The following is a 13038-nucleotide window of genomic DNA, read 5'->3' on the forward strand; positions in this document are numbered from 1 at the left end:
CGTGCCGGATCGGTCGAGGCCAAGCGAGGCCCAAACCACCCGGAACAAGCCGCGCCCCCACCGCCAGACGGCACCGCAACCGTGGGTCCCGGCCTTCGCCGGGATGACGAAGGGAGGTGGCGGCCATTCCGCACGTCACCGACGCAACCCCTCCGCGCCTCCGCGCCTCTGCGCGAACAAAAACCTTCTGTCTGCCGCCCCGCGCCACTGCACGAACGCCATGTCCGCGCCCCCGCGCGCCCGAGCGAACCAAAACCGTCTTCTCTTCGCGTCTTCGCGTCTTCACGCGAACCCAACAGCCTTCGCCACGCACGCAGGCCGGAAAGCCGATCATGTATAAATACGACCAATACGACCAGGCGATCGTCGATGCCCGCGTCGACGAGTTCCGCGACCAGGTAGAGCGCCGCCTGTCGGGCCAGCTCACCGAGGACCAGTTCAAGCCGTTACGGCTGATGAACGGCCTCTATCTGCAGCTCCACGCCTATATGCTGCGCGTCGCCATCCCCTATGGCACGCTCGACGGCCGCCAGATGCGGATGCTCGGCAGCATCGCGCGCGATTACGACCGCGGCTACGGCCATTTCACCACGCGCCAGAACCTCCAGTTCAACTGGATCAAGCTCGCCGACACGCCCGACATCCTCGCCCGCCTCGCGACGGTCGAGATGCATGCGATCCAGACCAGCGGCAATTGCATCCGCAACATCAGCGCCGACCAGTACGCCGGCGCCGCCGCGGACGAGGTCGCCGATCCCCGCCCGTGGGCCGAGCTGATCCGCCAGTGGAGCACCTTCCACCCCGAATTCAGCTACCTGCCGCGCAAGTTCAAATTCGCGGTGATCGCCGCGGAAGAGGATCGTGCGGCGATGCGCCTCCACGACATCGGCATCCGGCTCGTCCGGCGCGACGGCGAACTGGGCGCGGCGATCTATGTCGGCGGCGGCATGGGCCGGACCCCGATGATCAGCCATCTCGTCCGCGACTTCGTCGGCTCGGACGATCTGATGAGCTATCTCGAGGCATGCCTACGCGTGTACAATCGCTACGGCCGCCGCGACAATATCTACAAGGCGCGGATCAAGATCCTGCTCCACGAGATCGGCGCCGACGAATATCGCCGCCAGGTCGAGGAGGAGTTCCTCGCGGTCAAGCAGCTCGGCATCGATCCGCCCCGCGCCGAGCTCGACCGGATCACCGCGATGTTCGCCGCCCCCGCCTTCGACGCGGACGCGCCGACCGAGATCGACCGCAGCGATCCCGACTTCGCGGTCTGGCTCGACCAGAACGTCGCCGCGCACAAGCAGGCCGGCTATGCGATCGTCAACGTCAGCCTGAAGCCCGCCGGCGGCATCCCCGGCGACGCCACCGCCGACCAGATCGAACTGCTCGCCGAACTGGGAGAAAGGTTCTCTTTCAACGAGTTACGCGTAACGCACGCGCAGAACATCGTCCTGCCGCACGTCGCTATGCGCGACCTTAGTGAAGTTTGGCGGCGCCTCTCGGACACCGGTCTCGCCGAGCCCAATCTCGACCTCATCACCGACATCATCGCCTGCCCGGGCCTCGATTATTGCAGCCTCGCCAACGCCCGCTCGATCCCGCTGGCGCAGAAGATCGCGGCGCGCTTCGCCGACCGCGACCGCCAGCGCGACCTCGGCGAACTGAAGCTCAAGATCTCGGGCTGCATCAACGCCTGCGGCCACCACCACGCCGGCCACATCGGCATCCTCGGCGTCGACAAGAAGGGCACCGAAAACTACCAGCTCTCGCTCGGCGGCTCGGGCGCGGAGGACGTCAGCCTCGCCAAGATCACCGGTCCCGGCTTCTCCGAGGATGGCGTCGTCAACGCGATCGAGCGCGTCACCGCCCGCTATCTCGCGACACGCGAGCCCGGCGAGCGCTTCCTCGACACCTATCGCCGCATCGGCTTCGAACCCTTCAAGGAGGCGATCTATGGTTGATGCAGCCCTGCTCCGCTTCCGCGACGACGAGCCGCACGACGAGCCCGCGGTGACGCTCGACGCCTTCCTCGGCCAGAGCAACGCCACCGCGGTCCGCCTCGAATCCGGTGAGGACGCGCGCGCCCTGCTGCCGCAGCTCGGCCAGCTCGCGCTGGTCGAGGTCAGTTTCCCCTCGTTTCGCGACGGCCGCGGCTATAGCGCCGCGCGGGTGCTGCGCGAGGCCGGCTATACCGGCGAGCTGCGCGCCGCGGGCGACGTGCTCGTCGACCAATTGCCGCTGATGCGCCGTTGCGGCTTCGACAGCTTCGCACCCGAAGCCCCGATCGACGCCGACACGCTGCAACGCAGCCTCGACCGCTACGACTATCGCTACCAGCCCGCCGCCGATGCGGTGGTGCCGGTGTGGAAGCTGCGTCATGGGTGAGCCCGCCCGCGCGCTCGACGTGATGGACGTCGCGCCGCCCTTCACCACGGCGGATGCCGCGGCGATGCAGATCCGCTTCGCCGGCGTCCCCGCCGCGGACATGCTGCGCGCGTTGCTGACCGGCGAACTCGCCGGCCGCATCGCCTCCGTCTCGTCCTATGGCGCCGAGTCGGCGGTGCTGCTGCACATGGTGGCGAGCATCGACAAGGACGTGCCGGTCGTCTTCACCAACACGCAGAAGATGTTCGGCGAAACCCTCGCCTATCGCGACGAGCTTTCGGAGAGGCTCGGCCTCACCGACCTGCGCGTCTTCCGCCCCGATCCGCGTATGCTCGGGCTGAAGGATGCGACCGGCATGCGCTGGTCCTATGACCCCGACGGCTGCTGCGAGATCCGCAAGGTCGAGCCGCTGCGCCGCGCGCTGGCGCCGTTCGACGCGTGGATCTCGGGCCGCAAGGGCTTCCAGGCGGGCACCCGCACCGCGCTGCCGCGCTTCGAGGAGGACGAGGGCCGGCTCAAGCTCAATCCGCTCGCCGACTGGTCGAAGAGCCAGCTCGACGCCTATTTCGAGGAGCACGATCTGCCTCGTCACCCGCTGGAGGCGCAGGGCTATCTGTCGATCGGCTGCGCGCCGTGCACCAGCAAGGTCAAGCCCGGCGAAGACCCGCGCGCTGGTCGCTGGCGCGGCTGGGACAAGGTGGAATGCGGCATCCACGTCTCGACGCTGCCCGGCGACGACCCGGCGTTCTGATCCGGATCATCCCGAACTGGGAACAACTGTAACCCAAGTGGGTTTTCCCGCACGATCGGCGGTGCCACGCGGCCAAGCCTTACTCTAGCGCTTGGAACGTCATGGCTGACGGTACGCCGGAAAAACCACGGGGTGGTCCACCGCCGCATCTGCAAAGCCTCGTCAACCATGACATGGGCGACGACAAGAACGGCATCTTCTTCGCGGCGGTGTCGACGACGCGGATGCCGATGATCGTGACCGACCCGCATCAGCACGACAACCCCATCGTCTTCGCCAATCCCGCCTTCATAAACATGACCGGTTACGGCCTCGACGAGCTGCTCGGGCGCAACTGCCGCCTGTTGCAGGGGCCGGACACCGACCCGGAGACGGTCGCGGACCTGCGCCGCGCGATCGAGCAGCGACACGAGACCTCGGTCGAGATCCTCAATTACAAGAAGAACGGCGCCGCCTTCTGGAATGCGCTGTTCATGTCGCCGGTGTTCGACGCCGATGGCGAGCTGGTCTATTTCTTCGCCTCGCAGCTCGACGTCACCCGCCGCCGCGACGCCGAGGATGCGCTGCGCCAGGCGCAGAAGATGGAGGCGGTCGGCCAGCTCACCGGCGGGGTCGCGCACGACTTCAACAACCTGCTGACCGTGATCCAAGGCTTCGGCGACATCATCCTGAACAACCTGGAGCGCGACGGCGAGTTCGATCGCAAGAAGGCGGCCCGCTCGATGCGCGCGGTGATGCAGGCGGCGGAGCGCGGCGCGTCGCTCACCCAGCAATTGCTCGCCTTCTCGCGCAAGCAGAAGCTGCAGGGCCGCGTCGTCAACCTCGACGATCTGCTCGACCAGTTGCAGCCGCTGATCGAGCGCACCGCGGGCGGCGCGATCACCGTCGACATTCACCGCGGCGCCGGCATCTGCAACGCCCGGATCGACCCCACACAGGCCGAGCTGGCGGTGATCAACATCCTGCTCAACGCGCGCGATGCGATGCCCGACGGCGGCACGATCACGATCGAGGCGAGCAACCGGACGATCGAGGCGGGCGACAAGGGCTTCGGCGAGCTCGAACCGGGCGAATACGTCATGCTGACGATCGCCGACCAGGGCACCGGCATGTCGCCGGAGATCCTCGCCCGCGTCACCGAACCGTTCTTCACGACCAAGGATCAGGGCAAGGGCACCGGGCTGGGCCTGTCGATGGTCTATGGCTTCATGAAGCAATCGGGCGGCTCGTTGCGGCTCTATTCGGAGGAAGGCCACGGCACCACCGTACGGATGCTGTTCCCGTGCGAGGCCGCCGCGGTCGAACCGCAGGGATCGCAGCCGTCGCGCCCGCTCGCCGACAAGCGCGGCAACGAGACGGTGCTGCTGGTCGAGGATCAGGCCGATGTCGGCGACTATGCCGAGGCGGTGCTGACCGATTTCGGCTATTCGGTGCTGCGTGCCGACAATGCCGATGCGGCGCTGGAGCTGCTCGACGGCGCCGGGACGATCGACCTGTTGTTCAGCGACCTCATCATGCCCGGCGGGATGAACGGCGTGATGCTCGCCCGCGAGGTCAAGCGTCGTCGCCCGCGGATGCGCGTGCTGCTCACCACCGGCTATGCCGAATCGTCGATCGAACGCGTCGATGCGCGCGGCGCCGAATTCGAGCTGATCCAGAAGCCCTACAAGCGCAGCGAGCTGGCCACCAAGGTCCGCCGCGTCATCGACGGCCCCACCGGCGTCGGCTGACCCGCCGCGTCGATCAATATGCGGTGAAGGTAAACGGGATGCGCAGCGTCGTGCGGACGTCGGCGGCGTCATCGGTCGCGCCGACCTCGACGTTCCAGTTGAGCGTCGTCGAGGGCGAGGTGCGGTAGCTCACGCCGAAGAGCAGCCGGCCGATCTGCAGGTCGCGGCTTTCCGCGGTCATCGCCTCGCCCAATGCCTGCGTCGTCTGGTTCAGCGCACGCACCCGCGTCTTGGTGCCCAACGCCCAGGTCTGCGCATAGCCGAAGCTGATCGACGTCCGCGGATTGAGCGCAATCGCGATCCCCGCGCTGGCCGACGGCTGGTTGCCGGGCGCGACGCGCTCGATATAGGCGGCGCCGATCTGCCGGTTGATGTCGCGGGCGAAATTATAGGTATAGCCGAGCGTCGCGAACAGCACGGCGGGATCGGTCGGCAGGATCGCGGTCAGGTTCGGCGTCACGCCCCAGAAGCCGGCGCCGGTCGCCCCCTTCAGTGCATTGCCGAGCGCGTCGCGCGGCACCTTGAACGGATCGGTGCCGGTCGGCGCCACCGCCTGGACGCCGGCGATCAGATAGGGCGCACCGTCGCGCCCGTCGGTGATCTGATAGCGCAGGCCGAAGTCGATATCGCCGATATTGGCGCCGCTCACCGGCCGATCGAGCTGCCCGGCATTGGGCTGGCTCGGGTTGGCGACCGGCGCCAGCACCGATTTGTCCGAACGATAGACGAACGGCAGCCGGCCGTTGATCTCCAGCCGGCTGGTCAGCCCCAGCCGCCCGACCGTGCCGACGGTGAGCACGTCCTGCCGGCTCTCGTTGATGTCGAAGACGCCGATCAGCACCGCCTCCGGGATCTGCACGCCGCGGAACACCACCTGGTTGCGATCGGCCCGGGCATATTCGAAATTGACCTCGACGGTGGCACGCCCCGCCTTGGTGATGATGCCGCCCTGTTCGGCGAGCACCGCGACCTGCACCTGCCGCTGGTCGGACGGCGCCTCGCCGACCGTCTGCACCTGCGTTCCCGGGGCGGCGGCGGCGCGCGGCGGCGCGGGCGGTGGCGAGGCGGGCAGCGGCACGCCGCCCGGGGGCAGCGCGGTCTGCGCGACCGCACGATCGGGCTCGCTCCGCCCGGACAGGCGCGCTTCGAGCCGGTCGATACGGGCGCGCTGTTCGTCGAGCGCCCGCTGTTGCCGCTCCAGTTCCTGCCGTTCGCTGGCCAGGGTGCGGCGCAGATCCTCGGTGCCGTCGGCGGCAGCAGGCACGGCCGCGGCGGCGGGGGATACCGTCTGTTGGGCCGATGCCGGCAGTGCGATCAGGCCGAGTGGAAGGAAGGCATGGCAGACGGCCGGTCGCATCGATGGTGATTCCCTCTAGGTCGTTGTCGTTCAGCGCTGTCCGGCGGCATCCGCGGCGATCCGGTTGACCAGCAGCACGCCGTTCATCAGCGCGACCGGCAGGCCGACCAGATTGACGTTGATCGTGCTGACCGTGTCGATCGCGCGGTCGTTGCCGGTGTTCGCGATGACCGCGCCGGTCGCCTGGCCGACGAGATGGCGGATCTCGGTCGCCGGAGTGACGAGCGCGACCTGCGTCCCGCGATCGTCGCTGGTCAGCCGCACGCTACCCGAACTCGCCGTCACCGCCGGGCCGTTGGCGGTCACCGGCACCAGCGTCTGGCCCGCGGCATCCAGCCAGCCGGTCGCGGGACCGGCGACGATGTTGACGCTGGCCGGCGTGTCCGATCCCGGCGCGGTCACCGTGGTCCCGGTCGGCGTCCGCGAGACCGAAACGGTCGGCCAGTCGGGATCTCCGGTCGCGACGGTGACGGTGCCGGGCGCCGCGCTGGGGCTGGTCGTCCCGTCGGTATAGACGCGCACCCCGGCGTTCGGCCCTTCGCTCGAATAGATGGTGTGGAGCGCGAGCACGCCGTCGATCCGCGTCTGGATGTCGATGCCGATCGCGACGTTCAGCCCGTTGGGCAGCAGCAGTCCGCCGCGCATCGTCGCCAGCTCCGCATCGGGAACCGCGGGCGGGTCGTCGTCCGGCCCGGCGGCGCCGGCGAGCGCCGCGGCGATCAGCAAGGCGATCGGCATGTCAGAACTCTCCCAATTGCGGGCGGGTGAGCGCGAGCTGCGCGCTCTCCAGCGGATCAGCGCTGAGGAAGGGGCGGCCGTGCGGCGCGCGGACCAGGTCGGCGGCCATGTTGAAATGCGATCGGCCGATCGCGTTGCGGCCGCTCAGCACGAAGAACACCCCGTTCCACTGTTTCGCGAAACGGCGGATGGTCTCGCGCCGCAGCCCGAGCGAGGGATCGCCGAGCAGCAGCGTCTGGTCGTCAATCCCCTTGACCACGACGAAGTGGCGATACCCGTCGAAGTTGATCAGCGCGACGCCGGGAATCCCCGCCTTGGCGATCTGTTCGACGCTGACCTTGAAGCCGTCCGCGGCGATCCCGCGCGCCGCCAGATAGCGTTTCATGTCGAGCAGCGAAAAGCCCAGCCGCCGGATCTGCGCCTGGTCGCCGTCGCGGAACATGCCGAGGAAGACGCTCTGCTCGCTCTGCGGATCGTCGTAATGATAGCGCAGCAGCGTCGCCAGCGCCGCCGAGCCGCAGCTGAAGTCATATTGCTGGCGCACGACCGTTTCGAACCGGCGCCCGATCAGGCTGGTCACCGGCGTGGCGAAGTTGAGCGTCGGCGAGAAGTTCACGCCGTTACCGCCTTCGGGCAGCGGCATGCCGGTGCATCCCGCCACCATCGTCGCCAGCGCCAGGACCACCGCCGCACGCATCATTGGTTGATCGCGACGTTCACGTTCAGCGACGAATTGATCGACACGTTGTTGCCGGTGTTCGCACTGAGCAGCGACAGGCCGTTGAGGTTCTGGAACGCGCTGGAATCGAAGCTGATCGTGCCGGTCTCGGAATGGCCGTTGACGCTGTTGCCGCTGACCACGCCGGTGTTCTGCGCGCGGATCACCTGCGACAGGTCGGATTGGCCGGTGACCGCGTTGAGCGCGGTATCGTCGACCGCATCCGCCGCTTCGAACGGGCTGGCCGCCGGCACCGACGGGACGGCCTGTGCCGCGGCGATGGCGGGCGTCGCGACCGCCAGCAGCGTGGCACCGATGAAGAGAATACGCATGGCTCGGTCTCCCAATCGATCGATGGAAGGAAGGGGTGACACCGCCACCCCTTCCGCCGTGCGGCTTATTGACCGAGGTTGATCGACCCGGCCGAGACGCTGACGTTGACCGCCGAGTTCTGCGATGCGCCCGCCCCGGTGTTCATGTTGAGCGACTGCAGCCCGGCGAGGTTCTGGAACGCGCCGTCGCCGGTGGTCAGGCTGTTGTCGACCGCGCCGCTCGCGCCACCCGGCGTCTGGTTGTAATCGACGCGGACGCCGGTGACGTAGCTGGCCAGCGTCGCCGACGAGACGACCGCGCTGGCGCCGAACACGTTCGAGGTCGACGCGGCGCCGGTGCCGGCCGTGGCATAGCCGGTGCTGCGCGACGAACTGTCGGCATAGCTGGCGTCACCACCGGTCGCGACCGAGCCGCTGCCCTCGTTGCGCGCGGAGTTGCGGCTGGAGCGATCCGAATTGTCGTTGGTCGACTGGTTGCGGCTGTCGGTGGCGTCGCCGTTGCTCGCCGCGACCTGCGCGCCGGTCGCCGAGCTGTTCTGCGAGCGGTTCGACCGGTCGGAATTGTCGGTCGTCGACTGGTTGCGGCTGTCGGTCGCCGAGCCGCTGCCGTTGGAGGCGACCTGTGCGCCCGACGCGCTGCTGGTCGAGGTATTGGTCGAACGATCCGAATTGTCGGTGTTGGTGGTGGTGTTGGTCGTCGTATTCGACGTGTGCGAATTGTCGGATTGATCGCGGCTGTCGGTCGCCGAGCCGCTGCCGTTCGAGGCGACCTGGGCACCCGAGGCGGACGAATTGCGCGTCGTGTTGCTGGTCGAACGATCGGAATTGTCGGTATTCACCGTCGAGCGATCGGCATTGTCGTTATAGGTGTACGACCGATCGGCATTGTCGGTGTTGGTCACCGACTGGTTGCGATTGTCCGACGCGCTGGCGCCGTTGTTCGCCGCGACCTGCGCGCCGCTCGCCGCCGAATTGGTGGTGCTGGTGTGCGTCGTGGTCGAGCGATCCGAATTGTCGGTGTACGACCGGTCGGCATTGTCGGTGCTGGTCACCGACTGGTTGCGACTGTCGGTGGCGGTGCTGCCGTTGTTGGCGGCGACCTGCGCGCCCGAAGCGCCGCTGCTGTCGGTCGAGGTCTGCGACCGGTTCGAATTGTCGGTGTTGGTCGTCGAGCGATTCGACCCATCCGTCCACGTCGTCGAACGGTTCGAGGCGTCGGTGGCGGTGTTGGTCGCCGTGTTGTTGCTGTCGTTCATCGAATTGTTGGTGCTGGTCGTCGAGCGATTCGATGCGTCGGTGTTCGTCGTCGAGCGGTTCGAATTGTCGGTGGCGGTCGTCGACCGGTTCGATCCGTCCGTGTTCGTCGTGGAGCGGTCCGAATTGTCGGTGTTGGTCGTCGACCGGTTCGATCCGTCGGTCCAGCTCGTCGACCGGTCCGACGCGTCGGTGTTGGTCGCGGTGTTGTTGCTGTCGTTGACCGAACTGTTGGTATCAGTGTCGCTGTGGGTGAGCACCGAATTGTCGGTCACCGCCTTGTTCGACGTATACGCATAGGTCAGCGAGCGGTTGGACGCATCGGTGTTGGTCGAGCTGTTGGTGTCGACCCGCGAATTGTCGGCATTGTACGAGCCGTTCGCCGCGTCGCCGCCGGCCGCGGTGCCGGTGTTGGTCGTGGTGGTGGAATAGGTCGAGCCCGGCTGGGTCGTCTGGGCCTGGACCGATGCGGTCCATGCCAAGACGGGAAGTGATGCGGCGATCAGAAGGCGCGATTTCATGGCAGGCATCCCTTGTTGGCCGGTACCCCCGGCGATCCTCTAAGCCCGGCAACGCTGCTGCTGACCGAGCCGGACCGACTCATAGAGTTAATGCTGCGTTCACGATTACCCCCCTTTGCGGGCCAATTCCCCATTCATCTGGGGGCTGCCTTTACCCCCAAATGGGGGGTGAATTCCCCCTATTGTCGTTGTTTCAAAACAGGTTATCCTATGTTGCAAGACTGAGCGACGAGTAGGCGTGCAAAGAGAGACCCGACGGGAGTCGAACGGGTCGACGCAGGGAGAGATGGTCCGGTGGCGGCAGACAGACATCTGCCCCTGCTCTTCCGTACGGCCGCCATATGCAGCGACGGGCTGCCGCCGTACGATGAGCAGGGCGCGCTATATTCTACGACGGGACCGGCGCCGGTCGCCGATCGTATCGCCCGCATCGTTCTGGATACCGATGACCAGCCGACCTCTGCGGCCGACGATATCGCCCTGGTCGTCGGTCATTTCGCGCGTGCGCTCGGGGCCGACGGCTGGGCGCTGACCGGCTCGCCGCGCCAGGGCGTGCCGAGCTGCCTTGCCGCCGCCGGCCTCGGCGACGCCTTCGTCGCATCGCTGCTGCGCATCGCCGAGCGGATCGACTCGGTGGCGGATCGCCGCCTGCCGGCGCCGGTCTGGTGCGAGCAGCTGGCGCCGCCGCACGACGCCGCCGCGCTGGTGATCCCGGTCCCGCACACGCCGGGCCACGCCGCCCTATTCGTCAATCTGCTCTTCGCGGCGGTCGACGAGCACCGGCGCATCGCCATCGAGCGCGCGTCGCTGCGCGAATGGCCCAGCGTCTCCGCCTATCTGCGCCTGTGGCAATCGACGCGGCTCGAGCGACGCGTCGCGGAGGGGGTCAGCGCCGGGCTGAACCTGGTCGCGATCGGCATCGTGCTGCTCTCCGGCGACGGCCAGATCGCTTTCGCTAACGATGCGGCACGGCTGCTGATGGACCGGCAGGACGGCATCCGCGAACATCGCGGCCAGGTGCAGGCGACGCACCGCAGCGACGCCGGCGCTTTCTCCACCGCGGTCGGCCATGTGCTGGCGCATGCCGGAACGACCGCGGCGCTCGCGCCGATGTCGCTGCTGATGCTGCACCGCGACCATGGCCCGCCGCTGGTGACGTCGTTCGTCTGCACGCCACGCGCAGCGGACGCGCCCGACGAAGGCGGCGCGCTGCTGTTCTTCGTCGATCCCGGTCTCGACATCCACCAGCTCGCCGAGCCCGTCTGCAAGCTGTTCCGCCTGTCGCGGGTCGAGACCGAACTCGCCTGCCTGCTCGCCTCGGGCCAGACGCTGGCGGCGGCGGCGCAATCGCTCCACGTCAAGGTCAGCACCGCGCGCGGCTATCTCAAGCAGGTGTTCGTCAAGACCGGCAGCAACCGGCAGGTCGATCTCGTCCGCCTGATCTTCAGCAATCTCATCCGGACCGCGCACCGCGACCACGCCCGCCTGCGCTGATCGCCGCCGCGCTATCGCGTCATCAGCCAGCCGAGCAGTGCCAGCATCGCCAGCGCCGGCCACCCGCCCTGCGCGCGCAGCAGATAGGCCGCGCCGAGCACGCCCGTCGCCGCCAGCGCGCCGGCGACCACCCGCTGCGTCGCGATCCGCTCCAGCACGACGATTCCGCCGACCAGATTGGCGGCCGCATTGATCGCGATCCACAGATAGGACGGCACCACACCGATCGCGCCCCACAGGGGCAGCTTGATCGTCGCATAGCCCCGCATCGTGCCCGGAAACAGGTCCGCCGCGAGATGGACGCCGATCCCGAACCCCAGCCCGGCCGCCACCGGCCACGTCCGATGATCGAGCAGCGCGACCGCCAGCGGCAGGATACCGTGGGTCAGCGCACTGCGATGCCGCAGCCGCAGCGGCGTGTCGAGGTCGGGCAGCCGCGTCCCCGCCGCAGCCGCCAGCACGATCGTCGCGATCATGACCCACGGCCCATTGCCGCCGGTAAACGCGAACACCACCGCGAGAAGGAGAAACAAGGATGCCGCCATCCGCGGCCGTTAACCATATGTACCCCTTTTGTCCACAAGCGGCGCGGCGCGCGCTTGACAATTCCATGGCTGCGGCAGACCGGTAACAATCGGAAATCACGCTTCATTTGTTTTGAAGCAGGCCCTCTACCCACATGCACGGCGCCACCCATCGAGAGGCAAGAGACATGGAAAGCCACCGGGGATGACATCGGCCGTCATCGAGCGCCCTGCGGTAGACGCCGCGACCTTCGCACGAGAGATCGCGGGGGGCTATGTGCCGGTAGTGCTGCGCGGGCAGGTCGACGCGTGGGCGGCGGTGCGCGCCGGGCGCGGCGGCGATCGCGCGATGGCGACCTATCTCGCCGCATTCGAGGGCGGGCAGACGCTCGACGTGATGATCGGCGCGCCGGAGATCGCCGGACGTTTCTTCTACAACGACGATTTGACCGGCTTCAACTTCCAGCGGCAGAAGGTCGCGTTGCGGCAGTTGCTCGGTCAGCTCGTCCGCTACAGCGAAGACGGCGCCGTCGATGCCCACGCGCTCTACGCCAACGCGGCGACGGCGCCTGAGCATCTGCCGGGCTGGGACGCGGAGAACCACCTCGGCCTGCCGACCGGCGATGCGCCCGCGCGGCTGTGGATCGGCAACGCGACCCGCGTCGCCACGCATTACGACGAATCGAGCAACATCGCCTGCGTCGTCCACGGGCGGCGGCGGTTCACCCTGTTCCCCCCCGACCAGATCGCCAACCTCTACGTCGGCCCGCTCGACCATACGATGGCCGGACCGCCGTCGAGCATGGTCGATCCGGAAAACCCCGATCTTGCCCGCTATCCGCGGTTCGCCGCGGCGCTGGCACACGCACAGGTCGCGGAACTCGGACCGGGCGATGCGATCTTCGTGCCGGCGATCTGGTGGCACCACGTCGCGGCGCTCGACCCGCTCAACGTGCTGGTGAATTACTGGTGGGGCGACGCGCAGGCGGCATCGCCCTTCGGCGCGCTGGTCCACGCGCTGATGGCGGTGCGCGATCTTCCGCCGGCGCAGCGCCACGCGTGGCGGGGATGGTTCGACCATTATGTCTTTGCGGACGGTGCCGACGAAGTCGGCGACCATCTCCCCGTCGCGGCGCGCGGCATCCTCGCCGCGGCAAGCCCCGCCCGCACCGAGCGGCTGCGCGACTTCCTCGTCCGCTTGCTCGGCGGCAAGCGCTAGGCCTGCCTGCGG

General features: G+C 68.0%; 12 protein-coding genes. 6 read left to right on the plus strand and 6 right to left on the minus strand.

Features of this window, described 5'->3' with window-relative positions:
• Positions 1 to 332: 332 nt before the first annotated feature.
• The 4 genes from MC45_RS07055 to MC45_RS07070 all read left to right on the plus strand — a co-directional run bounded on the left by MC45_RS07055 (position 333) and on the right by MC45_RS07070 (position 4869).
• Positions 333 to 1964 carry a nitrite/sulfite reductase gene (locus MC45_RS07055; protein WP_038661228.1) on the plus strand — a complete coding sequence of 544 codons (1632 nt, stop codon included), beginning with the start codon at positions 333 to 335 and terminating at the stop codon, positions 1962 to 1964.
• Positions 1957 to 2388, plus strand: a complete 432-nt coding sequence (locus MC45_RS07060; protein WP_038661230.1) for a DUF934 domain-containing protein — start codon at positions 1957 to 1959, stop codon at positions 2386 to 2388. The genes MC45_RS07055 and MC45_RS07060 overlap by 8 nt, the downstream gene beginning before the upstream one ends.
• Entirely contained in the window at positions 2381 to 3139 is a 759-nt protein-coding gene (locus MC45_RS07065; protein WP_038661233.1) for a phosphoadenylyl-sulfate reductase, read from the plus strand. The genes MC45_RS07060 and MC45_RS07065 overlap by 8 nt, the downstream gene beginning before the upstream one ends.
• 101 nt (positions 3140 to 3240) lie before the next feature.
• On the plus strand, positions 3241 to 4869 hold the full coding sequence (locus MC45_RS07070; RefSeq protein ID WP_038661236.1) for a histidine kinase famiy protein: 1629 nt from the start codon (positions 3241 to 3243) through the stop codon (positions 4867 to 4869).
• A 13-nt stretch (positions 4870 to 4882) separates the two neighbouring features.
• Here MC45_RS07070 and MC45_RS07075 read toward each other — a convergent pair whose 3' ends face one another.
• The 5 genes from MC45_RS07075 to MC45_RS19785 all read right to left on the minus strand — a co-directional run bounded on the left by MC45_RS07075 (position 4883) and on the right by MC45_RS19785 (position 9789).
• Entirely contained in the window at positions 4883 to 6226 is a 1344-nt protein-coding gene (locus MC45_RS07075) for a transporter (protein WP_038661238.1), read from the minus strand.
• A 30-nt stretch (positions 6227 to 6256) separates the two neighbouring features.
• Positions 6257 to 6964: a hypothetical protein gene (locus MC45_RS07080; RefSeq protein ID WP_038661241.1), complete on the minus strand. Its 708-nt coding sequence runs from the start codon at positions 6962 to 6964 to the stop codon at positions 6257 to 6259.
• A gap of 1 nt (position 6965) precedes the next feature.
• The gene (locus MC45_RS07085; protein WP_038666736.1) at positions 6966 to 7661 is read right to left on the minus strand and encodes a C39 family peptidase; all 696 of its coding nucleotides are present in this window, start codon (positions 7659 to 7661) and stop codon (positions 6966 to 6968) included.
• Positions 7661 to 8014: a hypothetical protein gene (locus tag MC45_RS07090; protein ID WP_038661244.1), complete on the minus strand. Its 354-nt coding sequence runs from the start codon at positions 8012 to 8014 to the stop codon at positions 7661 to 7663. The genes MC45_RS07085 and MC45_RS07090 overlap by 1 nt, the downstream gene beginning before the upstream one ends.
• Before the next feature lie 65 nt (positions 8015 to 8079).
• The gene (locus MC45_RS19785) at positions 8080 to 9789 is read right to left on the minus strand and encodes a beta strand repeat-containing protein (protein ID WP_245640865.1); all 1710 of its coding nucleotides are present in this window, start codon (positions 9787 to 9789) and stop codon (positions 8080 to 8082) included.
• Positions 9790 to 10083: 294 nt separating this feature from the next.
• Between MC45_RS19785 and MC45_RS07100 the strand changes: the two genes are divergently transcribed.
• Entirely contained in the window at positions 10084 to 11283 is a 1200-nt protein-coding gene (locus MC45_RS07100) for a helix-turn-helix transcriptional regulator (RefSeq protein WP_038661248.1), read from the plus strand.
• A gap of 11 nt (positions 11284 to 11294) precedes the next feature.
• On the opposite strand, the gene MC45_RS07105 is transcribed toward MC45_RS07100, so the two are convergent.
• A complete protein-coding gene (locus MC45_RS07105) occupies positions 11295 to 11816 on the minus strand; it encodes a hypothetical protein (protein ID WP_156143791.1) in 522 nt (173 codons plus the stop codon).
• Positions 11817 to 12012: 196 nt separating this feature from the next.
• On the opposite strand from MC45_RS07105, the gene MC45_RS07110 reads away from it, so the two are divergent.
• Positions 12013 to 13026, plus strand: a complete 1014-nt coding sequence (locus MC45_RS07110; RefSeq protein ID WP_038661254.1) for a cupin-like domain-containing protein — start codon at positions 12013 to 12015, stop codon at positions 13024 to 13026.
• Positions 13027 to 13038 lie beyond the last annotated feature (12 nt).

The sequence above is a fragment of the Sphingomonas taxi genome, from assembly GCF_000764535.1.
GTDB lineage: Bacteria > Pseudomonadota > Alphaproteobacteria > Sphingomonadales > Sphingomonadaceae > Sphingomonas > Sphingomonas taxi.